At 57.5% G+C, this 20,073-nt stretch carries 12 protein-coding genes and 1 tRNA gene; 7 read left to right on the forward strand and 6 right to left on the reverse strand.

The features are described 5' to 3' along the window. Nucleotides 1-8: 8 nt before the first annotated feature. Nucleotides 9-938 carry an SPOR domain-containing protein gene (locus tag TRM7557_RS09550; protein WP_058289991.1) on the reverse strand — a complete coding sequence of 310 codons (930 nt, stop codon included), beginning with the start codon at nucleotides 936-938 and terminating at the stop codon, nucleotides 9-11. 293 nt (nucleotides 939-1,231) lie between these two features. Between TRM7557_RS09550 and TRM7557_RS09555 the strand changes: the two genes are divergently transcribed. Continuing rightward, nucleotides 1,232-1,321 (forward strand) — tRNA-Ser (locus tag TRM7557_RS09555). A 537-nt stretch (nucleotides 1,322-1,858) separates the two neighbouring features. Continuing rightward, nucleotides 1,859-2,533: a sugar transferase gene (locus TRM7557_RS09560; protein WP_082626582.1), complete on the forward strand. Its 675-nt coding sequence runs from the start codon at nucleotides 1,859-1,861 to the stop codon at nucleotides 2,531-2,533. Nucleotides 2,534-2,718: 185 nt separating this feature from the next. Here TRM7557_RS09560 and TRM7557_RS09565 read toward each other — a convergent pair whose 3' ends face one another. Both TRM7557_RS09565 and dnaE read right to left on the reverse strand, forming a co-directional pair. After that, nucleotides 2,719-3,690 (reverse strand): KpsF/GutQ family sugar-phosphate isomerase, encoded by a 972-nt coding sequence (locus TRM7557_RS09565; protein WP_058289992.1) that lies wholly within the window; start codon nucleotides 3,688-3,690, stop codon nucleotides 2,719-2,721. Between the two features lie 132 nt (nucleotides 3,691-3,822). Next, a complete protein-coding gene (gene dnaE / locus TRM7557_RS09570; protein WP_058289993.1) occupies nucleotides 3,823-7,323 on the reverse strand; it encodes a DNA polymerase III subunit alpha in 3,501 nt (1,166 codons plus the stop codon). A 273-nt stretch (nucleotides 7,324-7,596) separates the two neighbouring features. Here dnaE and TRM7557_RS09575 point away from each other — a divergent pair, with 273 nt between their 5' ends. Beyond that, the gene (locus tag TRM7557_RS09575) at nucleotides 7,597-8,853 is read left to right on the forward strand and encodes an ABC transporter substrate-binding protein (RefSeq protein WP_058290026.1); all 1,257 of its coding nucleotides are present in this window, start codon (nucleotides 7,597-7,599) and stop codon (nucleotides 8,851-8,853) included. A gap of 48 nt (nucleotides 8,854-8,901) precedes the next feature. Here the strand turns inward: TRM7557_RS09575 and TRM7557_RS09580 are convergent, their stop codons facing one another. Both TRM7557_RS09580 and TRM7557_RS09585 read right to left on the reverse strand, forming a co-directional pair. Then, nucleotides 8,902-9,576 (reverse strand): SGNH/GDSL hydrolase family protein, encoded by a 675-nt coding sequence (locus TRM7557_RS09580; RefSeq protein ID WP_058289994.1) that lies wholly within the window; start codon nucleotides 9,574-9,576, stop codon nucleotides 8,902-8,904. An 89-nt stretch (nucleotides 9,577-9,665) separates the two neighbouring features. Beyond that, nucleotides 9,666-10,598, reverse strand: a complete 933-nt coding sequence (locus tag TRM7557_RS09585; protein ID WP_074942013.1) for a LysR family transcriptional regulator — start codon at nucleotides 10,596-10,598, stop codon at nucleotides 9,666-9,668. A gap of 111 nt (nucleotides 10,599-10,709) precedes the next feature. Here TRM7557_RS09585 and TRM7557_RS09590 point away from each other — a divergent pair, with 111 nt between their 5' ends. From TRM7557_RS09590 to hglS, 4 genes are all read left to right on the forward strand, one after another. Then, nucleotides 10,710-11,717: a TAXI family TRAP transporter solute-binding subunit gene (locus tag TRM7557_RS09590; protein WP_058289996.1), complete on the forward strand. Its 1,008-nt coding sequence runs from the start codon at nucleotides 10,710-10,712 to the stop codon at nucleotides 11,715-11,717. A gap of 88 nt (nucleotides 11,718-11,805) precedes the next feature. Then, the gene (locus TRM7557_RS09595) at nucleotides 11,806-14,007 is read left to right on the forward strand and encodes a TRAP transporter permease (protein WP_058289997.1); all 2,202 of its coding nucleotides are present in this window, start codon (nucleotides 11,806-11,808) and stop codon (nucleotides 14,005-14,007) included. Then, nucleotides 13,994-15,244, forward strand: a complete 1,251-nt coding sequence (locus TRM7557_RS09600) for an NAD(P)/FAD-dependent oxidoreductase (RefSeq protein WP_058289998.1) — start codon at nucleotides 13,994-13,996, stop codon at nucleotides 15,242-15,244. The genes TRM7557_RS09595 and TRM7557_RS09600 overlap by 14 nt, the downstream gene beginning before the upstream one ends. 703 nt (nucleotides 15,245-15,947) lie before the next feature. Continuing rightward, nucleotides 15,948-17,309: a 2-oxoadipate dioxygenase/decarboxylase HglS gene (gene hglS / locus TRM7557_RS09605; RefSeq protein ID WP_235811448.1), complete on the forward strand. Its 1,362-nt coding sequence runs from the start codon at nucleotides 15,948-15,950 to the stop codon at nucleotides 17,307-17,309. Between the two features lie 220 nt (nucleotides 17,310-17,529). Here hglS and TRM7557_RS09610 read toward each other — a convergent pair whose 3' ends face one another. After that, nucleotides 17,530-20,040 (reverse strand): CoA transferase, encoded by a 2,511-nt coding sequence (locus tag TRM7557_RS09610; RefSeq protein ID WP_058289999.1) that lies wholly within the window; start codon nucleotides 20,038-20,040, stop codon nucleotides 17,530-17,532. Nucleotides 20,041-20,073: the final 33 nt, after the last annotated feature.

Below are 20,073 nucleotides of genomic sequence, written 5' to 3' on the forward strand. Positions count from 1 at the left end.
TGCGAGGCTCAGTTTGTTACCGCATAAGCATCAGAAAAACCCGCATTTTTCACGGTTTTCAAAAGCTGGGAACGTTCGGATTTCGACTGCGCGGGGCCGACCACAACGCGCCAGAACGGCTTCCCGCTGGAGGATTGTTCATAGACGGTTGGAATGATGCCGGTATTGCGCATCTGGTCGGCGGTGCGTTTCGCATTGGCTTCGACGCTGAAAATACCGATCTGGATATAGGGTTTGTTGAGCGCGGTTGCACGCGTCGTCGGCGCAGGAGCCGCCGCCGGTCGTGCGGCGGGTGTCGGGCTGGATACCGGCGCTGTCGGTTTCGCCGCTGCTGGCGCACTGGCCTCAATCGCGGCGGCGGCTTCGGCAATCGGATCAGCTGCGGGCGCATCAAGCGACGCGGTTTCGACAGCGTCCGGGTCGGTCAGCCCCTCGACCGCAGGCACCTCTTCGACGGCGGGTTCAGGATCTACGGTTTCTTTGCGCAAGGCTGTCACATTCAGCTCCACCGGCGCACCGGCCAGCATGCCGAGCGCTTCCGCCGCATCAGAGGACGCCTGAATACGGGGGCCTGGAATCGCGCGTTCGCGCCGGAACAGCGCCCCGATCACAAACTTCCCATTGGCATTGTTGCGAATAATAACCCGTTCCGGGTCGGTTACGTCAGGATGGGCAACCCAGACACCGCCGATCGAAGGGCGGCCATCCCACAGGCCCGCTTCTGTGACTTGGAAGACATCGGGGGCCTCCACATCGCGCTCCACCAGCTTGGTACTTTTGGCGCGTGCGGGTGCATCTTCGCCTTTTGGCTGCAGGAAGGACAAATTCGCCCCTTCCTCACATGCTGCCAATCCAAGGGCTGCCGTCACAACCAGTCCGAACTTCAAGGCTCTGCCGCCTTTGGCCAGAGGGTTGCCGATAACCTGTCTTCTGCTCATGGACGTGTCCTGCCTGAATTCCCTGTCCGGCCATTCCAAAAGGCAGCTGCCTGATCTTTGCGTCTGCCAAGGCCCGTGTTTTCGTTACCGGAAGCATAGCCAATGGACACGCGCAAGGAAAGCCTGAGGTCAAGGCGCAAACACCGAATTAGCAAACGTTTGCCAAACCCTTGTGTCACATCCTCGTGTGAGCCTGATGGCGTCAAAGTTACAAAAGAATGAGACTTTTGTCGGTTTGGCCTTGCAAGGGCGCGGCCTGCATCCTAAACCGCACCTCACATCGATCAGCGACCGGGGAGGTGGCAGAGTGGTCGAATGCGGCGGTCTTGAAAACCGTTGACCGTTAACGCGGTCCCAGGGTTCGAATCCCTGTCTCCCCGCCATCTCTTCTTATTGGCAGAGTTCCCGGCCGTGGCTGACATGACGTGGCCCTTGGCAATGGTCTGTAAGGCGGCGTGTGCAAACGGACCCCGTGGCTTCCGGTGACCCAACTCGCGATCAGCCACACGAGGTCGCGCGATAGCGGAATACATACCTTCGTATTAGAATCAATCGCCCCAAGGGTTGGGCGCGGCTCCTCGCGGTGGCAACATTCAGCCTATTCGATTTAGACAAAATAATAGGCAACCTGCCTTAAAAAGGACCTACACTTTCGGCTTACAACCAGCCGGAAGATCGAAATTTGAGATATTCTTACTACAAAACAGATACTTAAAACCACTCAACGCGCTGACACATGTATGGCGCCATCGAGACCAGAAGTGGTGCCTGCCTCATTCTTGTTAACTAATCGTCTAAAAAGTAGTAAAAACTATACTTAAGTTCATTGCAAAACACGGGTAGACAGCGGCGTGCTTGGCACGAAGGGCAAGAGTGCCCCTCGCTTGACGCCGGTTATTGGATTTATGGGGTATCTTAAGATGCAAGACTTTGCAGCAACCAATCAGAATGCAGACGCGCTCCCCATTCTCGGAGGAGAGCACCCGCGGGGATTTTATGCATCCTTTGGCAAGCGTGTTTTTGACATCACGGCAGTCCTCTGCGCCGCGCCTCTCGTCCTGCTGCTCGTGGTTCCGCTGATGTTGCTGATCGCAAGAGACGGTGGCAGCCCGTTTTACACACAGATGCGCATTGGCCGGAATGGCAAAGAATATCGGATGTGGAAGCTGCGCTCTATGGTTGTCGGCGCCGACGAAAAACTGGCGCAGTATCTGGCAGAGAACCCGGATGCCAAGGCCGAGTGGGATCAGACCCAGAAGCTCAAGTCGGACCCGCGCATCACGACGGTCGGTCGTTTGATCCGCAAGACCTCGTTGGATGAGCTGCCGCAGCTGTGGAATGTCCTGATCGGCGAGATGAGCCTGGTCGGACCGCGTCCAATGATGCCGTGCCAAAAGCGCCTTTATCCTGGTCAAGACTATTATGATCTGCGCCCTGGCATCACAGGCGCGTGGCAGGTTTCGGAGAGAAACGAAAGCTTCTTCTCTGACCGCGCGTCTTACGACAGCTCTTACAAGTCGAACCTGTCGGCAAAAACGGATGCTCTGATCCTGTTCAAAACTGTGGGCGTCGTCTGCAAAGCAACGGGCCACTAATCGGCGCTGTATCGGCGACGTCTTTGTCTATCGTTGAGGCATCGTAGGTTTAACATAACTCTCATTATGAGATGATTGTTGGGCCGGACATCCCTGACAAGGCGAGCCCAGAGCAAAGAAAAAGGCAGGAGTAAACCTCCTGCCTTTATTGATTTTTGAGCGCCACAAATATCGATCGGCGTCTGTTAGGCAATGCCTGCGCGCACACAGTCGTGGATGTGCAGCAGACCCACCACGTGATCTGCATCGTCCAGAACAAACAAAGCTGAGATTTTGTTGTTGTTCATCTCATGCAGCGCCTCGGACGCCAAAGTACCGCTGCGGATCACGCGGGGATTTCGCGTGGCAACCTCGGCTGCGGTCTGGTTCATCAAGGTCGCCATATTGCGACGCAAGTCACCGTCAGTGATGATGCCAGCCAGTCGGCCGTCTTCCACAAGCCCGGCCAATCCAAAACCTTTGGCTGTCATAGTGATCAGTGCCTCGGGCATTGCGGTGCTTTCGGACACCAGCGGCAAGGCTTCGCCCTTGTGCATCAAGGCGTCAACACGCGTGAGCTGCGCCCCAAGCTTCCCACCTGGGTGAAACACTTGAAAGTCAGCGCGTTCAAACCCACGCCGCTCCATCAGCGCCACAGCCAAAGCATCACCAATGGCCAAAGTCGCTGTTGTAGAGGTGGTTGGCGCCATGCCAATACCGCAGGCTTCGGGGGCTTGTGGCAGCAACAAGGTGACATCCGCCTGCGTCGCCAGAGTGCTTTCCGCATTGCGTGTGATGGCGATCAGCGGGATGGCGAAGCGGCGGCTGTAGGTAATAATGTCAGCAAGTTCCGTGGTCTCACCGGAATTTGAGATCACAAGACATACGTCGCGCGCAGTGACCATCCCAAGGTCGCCATGGCTTGCCTCGGTCGCATGAACAAACTGCGCAGGTGTGCCCGTCGAAGCCAGAGTTGCCGCGATTTTATTGCCAATATGGCCAGATTTCCCAACGCCAGAGACAATCAAGCGACCTTCCATTGCCTCGATCAAAGACACTGCTTTGAGGTGCGCCGCACCGAGCGTTGAAGCCATCAGGTCAAGCGCTTCGGCCTCTGTTCGCAGGACATTTGCCATACGATCAAGGGTTTCGGTGTCAGTCAGTTTGCGGGAATGCATCGGCCAGCTCCAGATCCGTCCAAAGGTGCGCCCTTGTAAGCCGACAAAGCCACATGCTGCCAGAGGGATTTTTCAAAGATCATCAAAGCGCGCCTGAATATTCAGGGGAAACCCCACGCAATTGCCGACCGCTTAGATTTCTTCGACTTCCATCACGCCCTCGAGGCTTTTCAGGGCCCCCTTGATCTGCGGATTGATCGGGAACATTTGCCCGAGGTCCATTTCAACATCCCCAGGCAGGCCAGGGTCTTGAAGATACAGGAAAACTTCACCCGGCCGCGCGCTTTTTGCAGCACGTTTGGCGTCTTCAAGCACGGTGGCCACTGTGGTCACAGCCGAGGCGTCCTCCAGATAGATGCGCAGTGATGAGCGGCCCGCATCCGCAATGGCACTGTCGATCGGCCCGGCCGAGCGCATCAAAAGCTTCAGCTGGTCACTTTCCATTGTCGCCTCGGCAGTGATGACCACCTTGGCGCCAGTTTCCAGAAATTCGCGGGATTTTTCCAACACTTCAGAGAAGATCGTGACCTCGTAAGCCCCGGTGGTGTCCGACAGCTGCGCAAAGGCAAAGCGATTGCCCCGCGCGGATTTGCGTTCCTGACGTCCTGCAACCACGCCGGCCATTTTCGCCATGAACGGCCCGCGTTCCGCCTTCAGGGTGACCTCGTCCAAGGTCATCACATCCTTGCGTTTGAGCGCCGGCATATAATCGTCCAGCGGGTGGCCGGTCAGATAAAATCCGATGGCTTTAAACTCTTCGCTCAGGCGTTCAGCCGGCAGCCAATCCGGCACCTGGGCCATTTTGGGTTCCGGCAGATCGTCGCCGGCTTCGCCAAACAGCGACACCTGGCTCGAGTTCTTCTGTTCCTGGATTGCCGCAGAGTAGGCGACAAGCTTCTCGAGGCTTTCGAACACACGGCGCCGGTTTTTGTCGAGCCCATCAAAGGCCCCTGCCCGCGCCAGCATTTCCAGTGGGCGTTTGCCCACCTTCTTCAGATCAACCCGGCGCGCCAGATCGTAGACCGTGACAAAGGGCTGATCGCCGCGGGCGTCCACAATCAGGTTCATCGCCTCGAGGCCGACGTTTTTCAACGCCCCCAGCGCATAGACCAGCGCGCCGTCCACCACATCAAAGGTCGCAAGGGACCGATTGATGCAGGGCGCCACATAGGGCAGTTTGAGGCCCTTTTTGACCTCTTCGAAGTAAACAGCGAGCTTTTCCGTTAGATGGATATCGCAGTTCATGACGCCGGCCATGAACTCCACCGCGTGGTTCGCCTTCAGCCAGCCGGTCTGATAGGACACCACCGCATAGGCCGCCGCGTGGGATTTGTTGAAGCCGTAGTTGGCGAATTTTTCGAGAAGGTCGAAAACCTCTGAGGCTTTTTTCGCAGGCACGCCGTTTTCAGCCGCACCTTTTTCGAATTTCGGACGCTCAGCGTCCATCGCCTCTTTGATCTTTTTACCCATCGCGCGGCGCAGAAGGTCCGCGCCCCCCAGCGAGTAACCCGCCATCACCTGAGCGATCTGCATCACCTGTTCCTGATAGACGATAATCCCTTGCGTTTCCTCAAGGATATGGTCGATCAGCGGGTGTACGCTTTCGATCTCGCGCAGGCCGTTTTTGACCTCGCAATAGACCGGGATGTTCTCCATCGGGCCCGGACGATACAGCGCAACCAGCGCAACGATATCTTCGATACAGTTCGGCTTCATGCGCTTCAGCGCATCCATCATACCGGTGGATTCCACCTGGAACACCGCCACGGTTTTCGCCGCTGAATAAAGGTCATAGGTGACCTTGTCGTCCAGCGGGATCGCGTTGATTTCGTTCACCGCGCCTTCGGGCGGCTCGTATAGCGAGGTTCCATCAGCAGCCACATGCAGATCACGCCCCGATTTGCGGATCAGGTTTACGGCGTTCTGAATGACGGTCAGGGTCTTCAGGCCCAGAAAGTCGAATTTGACCAGACCGGCCTGTTCGACCCATTTCATATTGAACTGAGTGGCAGGCATATCCGATCGCGGATCCTGATAGAGCGGCACCAGCGCGTCCAGTGGCCGGTCGCCGATCACCACACCCGCCGCGTGGGTCGAGGCATTGCGCAACAGCCCCTCGACCTGCTGGCCATAGGTCAGCAGACGGTCCACCACAGGTTCATTGCGGGCCTCTTCGGCCAGGCGCGGTTCGTCCTTCAGCGCTTTCTCGATCGAGACGGGTTTAACGCCTTCAACCGGGATCATCTTGGACAGGCGGTCCACCTGACCAAAGGGCATCTGAAGCACACGACCAATATCGCGCACAGCGGCCTTGGACAGCAGCGCACCAAAGGTGATGATCTGCCCCACCTTGTCGCGGCCATACTTCTGCTGCACGTATTTGATCACCTCCTCGCGGCGATCCATGCAGAAGTCGATGTCGAAGTCGGGCATGGACACCCGTTCCGGGTTCAAGAAACGTTCGAACAGCAGGCTGTACCGCAGCGGGTCCAAATCGGTCACGGTCAGCGCATAGGCCACCAAGGAGCCCGCACCAGAGCCCCGACCCGGCCCCACCGGGATGCCCTGTTCTTTGCCCCATTTGATAAAGTCGGCAACAATCAGGAAATAGCCGGGGAACCCCATGCTCTCAATAATACCCAGCTCGAAGTCTAGCCGCTCCTGATATTCCTCCACACTGACCGCATGGGGGATCACGGCCAGACGCTGTTGCAGACCTTCATTGGCCTGGCGGCGCAGTTCTTCGACCTCGTCATCAGCGAACTTCGGCAGGATGGGGTCGCGGCGATAGGCCATAAAGGCACAGCGGCGCGCGATTTCCACCGTATTTTCAATTGCCTCTGGCAGATCGGCGAACAGCGCGACCATTTCTTCCTGGCTTTTGAAATAATGCTGCGCGGTCAGACGGCGGCGCGGCTCTACCTGATCGACATAGGCCCCTTCGGCAATACAGATCAGCGCATCATGCGCCTCGTACATGTCTGTTTTTGGGAAATACACATCATTGGTCGCGACCAGCGGAAGATCCATGGCATAGGCCATTTCCACATGCCCGCGTTCGGTCAGACGTTCGACTTCGGGCTGGCCATCTTCGCCGGGATGGCGTTGCAGCTCGACGTAAAGGCGGTCGGGGAACATCCCCTTGAGCCGCGTCATCAAGGCTTCGGCAGCCGGTCGCTGCCCCTGTTGCAGCAGCATGCCCACCGGCCCCATGGGGCCGCCCGTCAGACAAATCAGCCCTTCGCTGCGGGCCTCCAACTCGTCCAGCGAGACCTGCGGCAACTGACCTCCGTTGTCGACGTAGAGGCACGACGACAGCTCCATCAGGTTCTCATAGCCCTTTTCGCTTTGGGCCAGCAGAACCACCGGCGCGGGCATTTTCGGCTTTTCGCCCGGTGCTGCGACTTGATAGGTCAGATCGACCTGACATCCCAAAATCGGCTGGATGCCAGCCCCCGAAAGACTGACCGAAAACTCAAGCGCGGCGAACAGAGAGTTGGTGTCCGTGACCGCAATTGCAGGCATATTGTTGGCCTTGCACAGGTCCGGCAGTTTCTTCAGCCGCACCGCCCCCTCAAGCAGAGAGTATTCGGTGTGGGTGCGCAGGTGAATGAATCGAGGAGAGGCAGTCATGAGGACACCCTACCCCTCTGATGAACTACGAAAAAGAGGCGAAAGTGTTCTGACGGCAGTTTGCAGCGCGGCCGCATCTTGGCCTTTGAGTTTTGCCCGCCCTTTCGCCGTTGGATTTCTGACACCCGGTTGTCGATCCTATCACCCTATAAACGCAGCACGATTCATGGCTTTTGTTGACAAGCCCGGCGCTTGCAGGCCATCGTTTCATTTATTGAAAGTTGGTTCCAATTATTGAAACCAATGAGCAAGTATTTCAAATGGGAGGAAACCATGAATTTTCTGAAAGGTACGGCCGCGGGTCTGGCTTTGATGACTGGCCTTTGTGCGTCTGCGCAGGCTGCTGATTTAACCGGAACACTCAAGATTTTTTCGGACATGTCGAACCCCGCCCCTCGCGCGGTGATGGAGAAAATGGCGTCTGATTTTGACGCGCTACACCCGGAGCTGAATGTTGAACTGACCATTATCGACCGCGAAGCCTATAAAACCCAGATCAGAAACTTCCTCACGGCCAACGCACCGGATGTCGCCACCTGGTATGCGGCGAACCGGATGCGTCCCTATGTAAATGCGGGCCTGTTTGAGGATGTCTCGGACCTTTGGGCCGAGCCAGAGATTGCCGAAAACCTAGCATCGACCAAAAGTGCGGTGACCATCGAGGGCAAGCAGTTTGGTGTGCCGTACACCTATTATCAGGTTGGCCTGTACTACCGCGAAGATATCCACAGGGAATTGGGGCTCGAAGAGCCCGCAGATTGGGCCACGTTCAAAGACAACTGCCAGAAAATCATCGGCTCGGGCCGGAAGTGTTTCACCATCGGCACAAAATACCTTTGGACCACTGCTGCCTGGTTTGACTACCTGAACCTGCGCCTCAATGGTTATGACTTCCACATGGCACTGACCAACGGCGAAATCGCCTGGACCGACGACCGGGTCAAAGCCACCTTTGCCCATTGGCGTGAACTGATCGATATGGGTGCGTTTATCGACAACCACCAGTCTTACAGCTGGCAGGAAGCGCTTCCGTTCATGGTCAATGGCGATGCGACCGCCTATCTGATGGGGAACTTTGCCGTGGCACCGCTGCGGGAAGCGGGTCTGGATGACAGCAAGCTGGATTACTACCGCTTCCCAATCCTGGATGCCGACGTACCGCTGGCCGAAGATGCGCCCACGGACACGTTCCATATTCCAGCGGGTGCGCAGAACAAGGACGCTGCGCGGGCCTTCCTGCGCTATGTGGTTTCCACCGATGTACAGACCGACATCAACTCTGGAGATGCCTTGGGCCAGTTGCCAGTCAATGCAAAGTCTTCGGTTGATGACGACGAAATGCTGAACCAAGGCTTTGAGATGCTGTCATCGCAAACGCCCGGTGGCATTGCGCAGTACTTCGACCGAGACACCCCTGCCGAAATGGCCGCGATTGCGATGGAAGGATTTCAAGAGTTCATGGTCTTCCCGGACAATCTGGATGACATCCTGAACCGACTCGAAAAAGCGCGTGGCAACGTCTACAACTAAGCCACTTTGGCCCGGAGGACAGCGTCGTCGCCCGGGCCATTTCAATGCTCAATCTGCGTTGGAAACCCTGTCCAAAATGCCCCGTACCTTTGTGGCCACAGCAACGCCAAGATCACGGTTGTTCGCTTCGTCAAAGTGAATTCCGTCAATCCCATCTGTGCTGATGTGGTCACCGGCATTCATAAAGTGTACCTTCAAAAAATCCGCGAGGTTCCCATAAAGCCCGCCCAGTTCGGCAGATTTTTCATAGCCGCCTTCGAACTGTGCCTGAAAATGCGGATGGCGGATCGTCCCGAGCGGCGGCGGGGCCATCACCAGAACCTCTGGCGCGGGATAGGTCGTGCCCACGCCGCCCGCACAACCGCGCGCCTGCCCAATCAGTTTGGACATACCCATGGCAATTTCAAAGGCCGTGCGCTTGTAATGTACCTTGGTGTCATTGGTGCCCAGCATAATGACCACAAGGTCCAACGGCATGTGACTTGCCAAGGCGGACGGCAGATAGGCGCTGCCATTCAAGCGCGGGTCCGCGGGATCATCGATTGTGGTCGTTCGGGCACTTTGCCCTTCCTCGATCACCACAAAATCATCGCCCAACTGCGCCTGCAGAACACCCGTCCAGCGGACATCCGGCGCGTAACGCGTTGTGGGCACAGCTTCTTCTACGGGAATCCACCCCCATGTGAGCGAGTCGCCAAAACACATAATGCGCTTGTGAGACATAATCATTTTCCTTGTGAATTGCGTGGAGGTCGCGTGACCTAAGACCTAATTGTCGCCGCGCACAAACGCGCCGACCGTCTGACACAGTGTTAATCCTGCACTGCACTGAAAGCGTCAAGGATGCGTTCGACCTCTTCCTTCCAGGCTGATTTCAACCGTTCGGCCAGGGCTGATGTCGGACGATAACGTGGGGATATCATAGCGTAGCGATAGAGCAATGGTTCGCTGAGCGGGCGAATGGCTACATCCTTGCCTATTTCAGGTGACAATTGAACATGCGCCACGGTCAGCGGGTCGACGATGGCGAAACAGCGCCCGCAGCCAATGAACTGCAGGATCGGATGAAAGGTCTGGCATTCGACGGAAACCTTCTGGCTGAGCTTTTGCAGCGCAAAGGCTGCGGTGACCTCTTTTTGATGCTGATGCGCCTGAGGCAGCGTGCCCATGGGCAAACCCGCAAGATCCCTGAGGCTGACCGCCTCCACCTGCGCCAAACGATGGGTTCTTGGAACCGCGACGAAACAGGCCCCGGTCAGCAATTCAGCCTCGAACAATGTCTCCGACTCAGCGTGCTCTGGATAGTCAGCAAAGCCAAAATCAATGTTCTGGGCGCGGGCAAGTTCGGCGATCTGGGCCGAGGTTCGCGCCGCCAAAGACACATTTACGTCCGCATCGGGGTCCAGAAACTCTGCGATAAACCGTGGAAACAGCGCAGAAACGGGCCCCGGCATCGCTGCAACGGTCAGATTGCCTGTCTTTTCATCAACCAATCCGCGAATTGTGAGCCGCACGCGCTCTAGTCGGGACAAAATTTCCTCGGCTTCTGCAAGCAGATATTGGGCCTCTGGAACGGGCACCATTCGGCGTCCCACGCGGTCAAAAAGTTTCAGGCCAAGCTGTTCTTCCAGCGTTTTTATTGCTGCACTTACAGCAGGTTGCGTCCGGCCAAGCTTGTTGGCGGCCTCGGACAGATTGGCCGAGGTCATGACGGCGCGAAAACTACTGAGCAACGTAAAGTTCATGCGACAATCATAAGCGAAACTTTGAAAAACAAAAGATATTCAAGTTTGTTTCTATGAAATCTCCTTCCTAAGCTCGGCCTCAATAAAAATTGACCACACAGGGAGTATCAAATGACCATTTTTTCCAAACTCTGCACAACCGCTGCGGCGACCCTTCTCGCCGGCGCTGCGTTTGCACAGGACCCCACCTTCTTCCGCATTGGCACCGGCGGTGCGGGCGGTACTTATTTTCCCATCGGCGGCACAATCGCCAATGGCATCTCTTCCCCGCCCGGCGCGCGGGCCTGCGATCAGGGCGGCCAATGTGGCGTCCCAGGCCTGATCGCAATCGCGCAGTCGACCACCGCATCCGTCTTTAACAACGCAGCCGTCGAAAACGGCGAGCTGGAAGCAGGCCTAGCTGCCGCCGACGTGACCCGTTCGATGTATCTGGGTGAAGGCAAGTTTGAAGGCAAACCGCACCCGAAACTGCGTGTGGTTGCAAACCTGTTCCCGGAAGATCTGCACCTGGTTCTGCCCAAAGGCTCATCAATTGGTGATCTCGGCGATCTGGCCGAAAAACGCGTTGGCATCGCGCAGGCGGGGTCGGGTACCCAAGTTGCCGTGCTGCAGATGCTCGAAGCCTGGGGCGTGACCAGGGACAACATGAGCGAAGCCGAGCTGAACAACAGCCAGTCAGCCGAACGGCTCGCTGATGGTCAGCTGGATGGCTATTTCTATGCGGCCGGTTGGCCGGTCTCTGCCATGGTGCAGCTGGCCTCTACCAAGGGTATGGAACTGCACAGCTTCTCAGACGAAGACATGGCCAAGATCAACGAAATTATCCCGGCCTACATCCCATCAATGATCCCCGGCGGTGTCTATGACGGCATTGACTACGACGTGAAGACCCCAGCGGTTTCGGCCCTGCTGAACGTGTCTTCCGACCTCTCGGAAGAGCTGGTCTATGGCATCACCAAAGCCCTGTGGAACGACAACACCCGCAAGCTTCTGGACAATGGTCACGCCAAGGGCAAGCAGATCACGCTCGACACCGCATTGGATGGCATCCTGGCGCTTGGCGTGCCCCTGCATCCGGGCGCTGAGAAGTTCTATCGCGAGGTTGGTGCGCTCAAATAATTCTCCCCATTTGAGTGAACCAAGAAACGGGCGGCAAAAATCTTCCTCCTTTGCCGCCCGATTTCTCAGAAGAAGAAAAGAGTACAAAATGTCTGGGATCGACCACACGCCTTCTGCGGAAGAGCTTGCCGAAATTGAACAGAAATATGATGAAGGCATGGCGACACGGCGGGTCGGCCCCAAAGCGGGGCATGCGCTGCGCGCGGTCGCGCTGGTGTTTGCCTTCTATCACTATATGACCGCAGGCTTCGCCCTGCCGCCGGATCACTGGCATATGGGCTGGCACCTGTCTGGCCTGTTCATCCTTGTCTACGCCCTGTTTCCTGCGATCCGCACCAAGTCATCTCTGACCTATCAGCCCGGTCCCCGAAGCCCTGGCGGTATCCCAATTTACGATATCATTCTGATGGGTCTTGGTGTGTGTGCGGCATTGTATCTTGGCTTTGCCTGGCACGGCGTGTCGTGGCTCGGCATCGAGGAACAGACCTACCGCATGGGCAATCCCAATAACTATGACATGGTTTTTGGCTGTATTATCATCCTTTTGGTGCTTGATATTGCCCGACGGACGCTTGGGTGGGTGCTGCCGCTGATTATCTGTGTGTTCATGAGCTATGCGCTGTTTGGCCCAATCTTTCCCGGCGTCCTGCAGCATCCCGGTGTGAAGTTCCGAACCTTTGTAAGCTCTATGTATTTCCCGCAGGAAGGCATCTATGGCGTCACCCTGTGGGTGGTTTCAACCATCGTGTTCCACTTCGTGCTGTTTGGTGTGATTGCGCAACGCACAGGGCTTGGGCAGCTGTTCATTGACAATGCCACCATCCTTGCTGGCCGCTATACCGGTGGCCCTGCCAAGGTTTCGGTCGTGTCCTCGGCGTTTTTCGGCACCATCAGCGGATCGTCGGTTGCAAACACCGTTTCAACCGGCGCGCTGACCATCCCGAACATGAAACGCTTGGGCTACCCCGGCCATTTCGCAGGCGGCGTCGAAGCTGCCGCCAGTGCGGGCGGACAGATCACCCCGCCGATCATGGGCGCTGCCGCCTTCATCATGGCCGAGTTCCTCGAGGTCTCTTACACCACGATTGTCATCGCCGCGATCTTCCCTGCATTGTTGCACTATGTTGGCGTGTTCACAGTGGTGCACCTGATGGCGCGTCGCCTGAACCTACAAGGCATGTCCCGCGAGATGCTGCCAAAGCTGGGCGCGGTCTGGGCAGATGGCTGGGCGAACTTGATCCCCATCGTCGGCCTTCTTTGGGTGCTGTTTTCTGGATACACGCCCTATATGTCGGCCTTCTGTGGCATTTCGCTGGCGATCATTGCAGGTATGGCAAGATACAAACTGCCGCTCACCTGGATCTATCCGGCGGCTTTCATTGCCTTTGTCCTCTGGAAATACTCCAATGGTGGGTTTGATCTGACCATGACGTTGATCCTTACGTTTGGTTCCGTGCTGGCGGTGTTCAACCCGCAAGCCCGTACGACCCTGCCGCAAATGAGTGAAACCTTTGAAACCGGTGTGAAATATGCGCTGGCAGTGGGCGCGGCCTCGGCTGCGGTGGGCATTGTTATCGGCGTCATCAACACTACCGGCGTCGGCTTCCGGATCGGCTTTATGGTGACCCAAGCTGCCAGCAACCTTGGTACCGATCTGCACGGCCTGTTCAGCATAGGCAGTTTCGAGATGTTCTCGATCGAGGATCTGACCCTGTTCATCAGCCTGGTTTTTATTGCGCTGGCCTGTATCCTGATGGGCGCAGGGGTTCCGACCACAGCGCTTTACATCATGCTGGTGAGCGTGGCGCAGCCTGCGCTGGCACAGCTGGGCATCCCGCCAATCGCGAGCCATATGTTCGTGCTCTACTACGGTGTTGTGGCCGAAATCACGCCACCGGTCTGCACCTCGGCCTATGCGGCGGCGGCCATCGCTGGTTCCAACCCGTTCCGCACCGGCATCAGCGCCTTTACCCTGGGCCTCGGCAAGGTTGTGGCCCCCATGGCCTTTGTCTATGCACCGGTGCTGCTGTTTGTCTCTTCGGCCGGGTTCAACTGGGTTGAGTTCAGCTATACCGCCACCAGCGCTGTGGCGGGTGTGATCGCATTGTCGGCGGCTGTTGTCGGATACTGGCTCGCGCCGATGGGTATGGTCTTCCGCGTCCTTGCGGGAGTTGCTGGCCTAGTGTTCATTGCACCATCTTGGCAGGCCGATCTGCTGGCGCTTGCGATCTGTTCGCCTGCAATCATCAGTCAAATCCTGCTGCGGGGGCGCGTTCATGCAGCGGCCTGATGCCAAAGGCCCTGTTACGGTTCTCGGCGCTGGGATTGTCGGGCTTTGCACCGCGCTGTCGCTCTTGGAGCGCGGTGTCAAAGTCCGCATCATCGAGCGCGGAGCGCCCGGCCAAGAAACGTCTTACGGAAATGCGGGCGTCATCTCGCCCTGGTCGATCATTCCGCAAATCAGCCCCGGTCTTTGGAAAAACATTCCAAAGCTCATGGTTGGCCCGACCCGCCCGCTGGCCATCCATTGGTCCAGCTGGCCTGCGATGGTGCCATGGGGGCTGCGTTTTCTGAGTCTCGGTACCGAAGCACAGGTCCGGGCGATCTCGGCAGGGATGTTCACGCTGTGCGGCCCCTCTGTCGACCTTTATCGCAAGCTTCTGCAGGGCACGGGCCACGAGTACCTGATGCAAGACAGCATGTATGTTCATGCCTTTCGCGATGGCAGCCGTGCCACGCTCAACGGGCTCGACAACCAATTGCGAGCCGCGGCCGGCGCTGACATCGAACTGGTGGGCGCGGACCAGCTCCGGGCCATTGAACCGGACCTGTCGCCCGAGTTTCAGGCCGCCATCCTGATCCACAATCAGGCCCGTGCTTTGGCACCGGGTCAGATCGCCACGGTCCTTGCTGAAAAAGCCAAGTCCCTTGGGGCCGAGTTCATATCTGACGACATTCAATCCCTAAGACGCAAAGACACCGAATGGGAAATCACCTGCGCGCAGCAGAGCTTTCACGCTGAAAAGGTCGCGTTGTGCATGGGAGTTTGGAGCAAACCCCTGCTGGAACAGCTTGGGATCTCAGTGCCTCTCATGGCCGAGCGTGGCTATCATGTGCAATTTGGCCAATCCGGCCTGCAGGTTCAAAACTCTGTGCTTGATGTGGATTGCAAAGTCGTGGCGAGCCAAATGGCGGGGGGATTACGGGTCGCGGGCCAGGCCGAGTTTGGCCCTATCGGCGCTCCCCCAAATCCGCGCACGCTGGACCGGATGGAGCGCATCGCCCGCAAAATGTTCCCAGCCTTGCCTCCCGGCGCGCCCGACACCTGGATGGGGCATCGCCCATCTTTTCCGGACAGTCTTCCGGTATTGGGCGAGATGCCGAAACATACCGGGCTGTTCCTGAATTTCGGGCATTCCCATTATGGTCTGATGATGGCTCCAAAATCCGGTGACCTGACCGCGCGGTCGATCCTGGGTGAAACACCCAACGAAGACCTCTCGGCCTTCGGCATTTCGCGGTTCTGACCGCACAGGTTCCATCAAGCCTCAGGACTGATGCCGAGCAGCTGAGGGGGTCGCAGAAACTTTGGCCCGTCGTTAACATGGATCGCATGAGGCAAGACGTGATCCAAATGAAGAAACCAAAGACCCCTTCGCTTGCGTTCAAAGCCAAGGTTGCACGTTGAGCGAACCACGGGGAAAGTGAAGAGGGACCGTCGCCCCAGTGGGGCGGCGAAAGCCCGATGACCGCCTACTGAACTGTCGAAGACATACTGTGTCCATCCGCCCCAGATCGGGCCCAGGAAACGCGCCGCGATAGAGAATGCGGCGACGCCCCTCTCGTGACATTGGCATTTGCCAATTCACTGCCGATTACAGACGGGAGAGACGCATGGCGGGACAACCGCATGATCTAACGGTTGTGGCGGCCCAAAAAAAACATGACTTCAGATACCTGAACGCCTTTGAGACGGGATCAAAAATGTGCGTCGGGATCGGCAAGGGGCTGCGCGACTATAACTTGGCACGCCCGCATTTGACACACGGTGTATTGAGCCCTCATGAGGCCTATGCCAACAATACAAAGACAATGAAAAGCAGCTTAAATGACCCCATGATCCAGCTTAAAACGGCTGAAAACTGGTCTACATTCCAGGACCACCTCTGCCGGCGCGGCACTGACATATTTCACCGGTGCACGCCAAACGGCCAAAAGGAAGACCGTACCTTGAACCGATCTCCGCATGAAATTCGCGCAAGTTTTGCCGCTGCGATGTCCGCAATGTATAAAGAAGAAGTTCCGGCCTACGGCACCCTCGTTGAAATCGTCGAAGATGTGAACGAACGGCTGCTGGCCCAAGGCAGTGATACGCTGGCTCTCACCCCAGGCGAGGACACCGCACGCATCAGCGCAGAGCGCCATGGCGCAATCCGCCTTGGCACACCACAGGAACTGGCCATGATGGCGCGTGTCTTTGCAGTGATGGGAATGGAGCCGGTTGGGTACTATGATCTGTCCGTCGCGTCCGTGCCTGTGCACTCTACCGCGTTCCGCCCTACAGATCGCGATGCTTTGGCCGCCAACCCCTTTCGGGTCTTCACCTCGCTGTTGCGTCTTGAGTTGATCGAAGATGAAACCCTGCGCGCCAAAGCGACAGAGGTTCTGGCAGCACGTCAGATCTTCACGGACGACGCCATAAAGCTGACTGAAAAGGCCGAAGCCCAGGGCGGTCTGGACGGACAGGACGCCAAGCAGTTTGTCGCAGCGGTTCTGGAAACTTTCCGTTGGCACCCGGAGGCCTGTGTGGACGCGGAAACCTTTGATGACCTGATCAAAGCTCACCGATTGATCGCCGACGTGGTGTCTTTCAAAGGTCCACATATCAACCATTTGACGCCGCGCACGCTGGACATTGACGCCGCGCAAGACGGGATGGTCGCAAAAGGATTGCCAGCCAAAGCGGTGGTCGAAGGCCCCCCACGCCGCCGCTGCCCGATCCTGTTGCGCCAAACCGCGTTCAAAGCCCTGAATGAGACGATCCGTTTCCCATCGGCGGGCGGTGGGCAGGACGGCCAGCATACCGCGCGCTTTGGCGAAATCGAACACCGCGGCGCGGCACTGACACCGAAAGGGCGCGCGCTGTACGATCAGCTACTTGCAGAAGTCCGGGCCGATATCCTGCCTGCAGCCAGTGGGGAAAATGCCGATGCCTATGTCGCCAAGCTCGAGGCGGTATTTAGTGCCTTTCCTGATGACTGGCGCACGCTCCATCGCGATGGGCTGGCGTATTTCAAGTACGGTCTTGGCGCGGCACCCGCTAACAGCACAGAAATCGAAACCCTTTTGGATGCAGGTGCGCTGACGCTCAGCCCAATCATCTATGAGGATTTTCTGCCCGTTAGTGCTGCTGGTATTTTTCAGTCCAACCTCGGGGACGAAGCCCGCAGCAAGGATCAAACGGCCTCTAGCCGCGATAGTTTTGAGGCCGCATTGGGCAAACCGGTGATAGATGAATTCGCCCTCTATGAGGCGATGCAAAAAGCCTCTTTAGACACCTGTTTGAGACAGCTACAGGCCGATGCAGATTGAGGGGTCCGTCTGGGATCAAGCCCCTGACGGACGTTTCAGATTTGACTACCTTTGTGCAAGGGATACGCGCTGAAACCGGCAAAAGCCCTGCGGTGTTCATGCCAGCAACCGCCGAACAGATGGCCGATTGCGTCCGCCATTGCGCGACTTACGAAGGGTCGTTCCGCGCAAATGCGGGTGCGCACTCTGGTGACCTGACCGCGCGCATATGCCGACGCCTTCAACTTGGCAGGTACTCCGCCGACCACGAGGTGCTGATTTGCCCGCTGTCGATCATTTTCTCGATCGCCGCTTCGGCATAGCCCAATCCCCGCAAGACATCGCGTGTGGAGGCGCCGAATTTTTCGGATGGGGCGACCGCAAAGACCTTTCCAGTGGTTGTCCGCACCGCGTAGGGGTCCAGCTGTGTCACCTCGTGCCCACTTGGATGATCGGCGTAGACTGAAAAGGAATAGCTCCCATTCTCGGTGCCGGGGGTGCCATCCGCCGCGCGGGAGTTCACGGCTCGCAACGCCTCGAGGTTTTCACAAATTGTGGCAGCAATATCCGCCGCGCGCAGCCGGTCTATCCACTCTGCTGCGGGTTGGGATTGAAACACCTGGGCAAGATAGGGTGCGCGTTCTTCTTCCGGCAACGTGGGCAGCTCTTCGAGACCTTCAACCTCTGAAAACCGCGACAGATCGCTTTCATAGGCACTGAGCAGAATGTGGTTGCCAGAGGCGGTGGAGTAGAACCGCGTCAATGCATCATAGCCATTGGCCTCTGGTCCGGTGGGTTCGTCATAGAGCCCGCGCCCTTTGTAGTCATAGGCAAAAGGCGCTTGCAGCAGGCCACTGTTGGAGGACAACGACGTCCGGCCGCGCCCAATGCGGCCAAAACGGTGCTTTTGATAGAGCGCGGCTGCCACGCTTAGCGCCCCCCCAAAGCCACACATGACGTCGATCGTGCCGACATGCGCGTGTTCCTCTGGGCGGTCCATTGCCCCGCCAAAGCGCAGCATGATGCCAGTGGCTGCTTGAACCAGATCGTCGTAACCAATGTAATCCGTCCGCGTTCCACGCCGTACGCCGCTAAAGCAGTCGAGTTTGCAGAAGATCGCATCCGGGTTCAGCTTGCGCAGGCTATCTGCATCCAAGCCCATTTTGCTGATCTGATTATCGGGTGCGTTCCAGACGATCACGTCAACGGATTTCACCAAATCCTCGAACACCTCGCGCCCGTGTCTGGAGGTTATATCTGCGAGGATCGACCGCTTGCCGCGCATCTGGGAGAGGCCGTAAATCACTGTGTTCCAGCTGTCATACATCGGCTGCGCCGGATCCAGTTTGATGACCTCTGCCCCAAAGCGCGCCAGATAGCTTGCAGAGTGCGGGCCCGCGATCACATTGCACAGATCCAGAACCTTTACCCCGGACAACCACCCCTCGCGTGGCGCGGTAGCCTGGGGGTCGGGCAATTCTGTGCGGTGTTTCCGCAGGATCTTCAGGGCTTCCTCAAAATCCACCCAACGCCGCGGTTCCGGCTTCAGGGCTTCTTCCCCGCTTTCTTCCATCCAGACAACAGGTCCGGGCTGCGTCATCTCTCCGTACATCGGATCCCAGACGTCGATCATCAGGCCAGAGGTTTCGGCGTATTCATCATGAACCCATTCCTGCAGCCAACGCTGCGGCGCACCCGGAATCATGCCGCGCCCGAACATCTTTTTCCATTCATGAGAGGTGCGGGTCATGAACACCTCTTTCATACGCGCCGCGATTTTGTCAGCCCAGTCCTTTGGCATTGGGTAGACCCCAAGAGAGGTTGGGTGGTCCCACTCGGCCCACGGAATATAGGTGTCTTCCTGACTGGTCAGCCCGTCTTCCACCAGTTCTTCGTAGATGCCCAAAACCTCGAGACAGCGTCGGGCGTGGTTCTTGTGGCTGGGGCAGACCACGTAGAACATGCGCCCGTCTTTGCACATGTAACTGCGGAAAAACGGATCGAGGAGTTCTTGTAGTTCCTCATAGCTGAGGTTCATGGGCAACCCTTCCACCCGGCGCCGCTCGATCTCGATCTCGCGCTGTGTCAGATAGCGTTCGGGCATATTGGCGACATGGATCGAGTTGTAGCACAGCCCCTCCATGACAGCCGCGGCCAGCGGGACCTCGATCTGATCGCCCTGTCCCGTCACCTGCCGCGCCTGCAAAGCCAATACCGTTGCAGAGGCCGCAATCTGCGAGGCATAGGCAGATGCCAAAGGCAAAGGTGAAAAGGACGGGTTCAATCCCATAAGAACCCGGTTCAGCCCCATGTCTGTAAACACGCCCGAGCTGGCCGCGACGATGCTTTCAAAGGCGCGCAGCTCTTTGCGCGCCTCATCATTGGAGGCGAAGCCCGGAATACTGAGTGTGATCAACTCTGGCCGTTCCGCGCGCAGGGCGGCAAAATCAATGCCAAGCTTGCTCAGCTTTCCGGGGCGGAAATTTTCAACGAGGATGTCCGCTTCTTGGCAGAGTTCCAGCGCCTGTGCTTGCCCTTCTGGAGACTTGAGATCCACATTCAAGATCACCTTGTTGCGGTTCAGCATGGCATTTGCGGGATTGTCCCACATCGCGCCCCCGGGCGGGTCGATATGCACAACTGTGGCACCCAGGTCCCCAAGCAGCATCGCCACTGCAGGCCCTGCAATATACTGGCCGAAATCGACGACCTTCACGCCAGTGAGCGGCAGTTTAGAAAACGAATGGCGCATGTGTCCTCCGGGCGTTCTTATGTTCTATGATAG

Origin of the sequence: Tritonibacter multivorans (assembly GCF_001458415.1) — a bacterium.
Taxonomy (GTDB): Bacteria; Pseudomonadota; Alphaproteobacteria; order Rhodobacterales; family Rhodobacteraceae; genus Epibacterium; species Epibacterium multivorans.

Bases quoted from the DNA above. Each gene is read 5' to 3' on its own strand.
- TRM7557_RS09550 (WP_058289991.1), bottom strand. From the start codon at position 938: ATGAGCAGAAGACAGGTTATCGGCAACCCTCTGGCCAAAGGCGGCAGA.
- TRM7557_RS09560 (WP_082626582.1), top strand. From the start codon at position 1,859: ATGCAAGACTTTGCAGCAACCAATCAGAATGCAGACGCGCTCCCCATT.
- TRM7557_RS09565 (WP_058289992.1), bottom strand. From the start codon at position 3,690: ATGCATTCCCGCAAACTGACTGACACCGAAACCCTTGATCGTATGGCA.
- dnaE (WP_058289993.1), bottom strand. From the start codon at position 7,323: ATGACTGCCTCTCCTCGATTCATTCACCTGCGCACCCACACCGAATAC.
- TRM7557_RS09575 (WP_058290026.1), top strand. From the start codon at position 7,597: ATGAATTTTCTGAAAGGTACGGCCGCGGGTCTGGCTTTGATGACTGGC.
- TRM7557_RS09580 (WP_058289994.1), bottom strand. From the start codon at position 9,576: ATGTCTCACAAGCGCATTATGTGTTTTGGCGACTCGCTCACATGGGGG.
- TRM7557_RS09585 (WP_074942013.1), bottom strand. From the start codon at position 10,598: ATGAACTTTACGTTGCTCAGTAGTTTTCGCGCCGTCATGACCTCGGCC.
- TRM7557_RS09590 (WP_058289996.1), top strand. From the start codon at position 10,710: ATGACCATTTTTTCCAAACTCTGCACAACCGCTGCGGCGACCCTTCTC.
- TRM7557_RS09595 (WP_058289997.1), top strand. From the start codon at position 11,806: ATGTCTGGGATCGACCACACGCCTTCTGCGGAAGAGCTTGCCGAAATT.
- TRM7557_RS09600 (WP_058289998.1), top strand. From the start codon at position 13,994: ATGCAGCGGCCTGATGCCAAAGGCCCTGTTACGGTTCTCGGCGCTGGG.
- TRM7557_RS09610 (WP_058289999.1), bottom strand. From the start codon at position 20,040: ATGCGCCATTCGTTTTCTAAACTGCCGCTCACTGGCGTGAAGGTCGTC.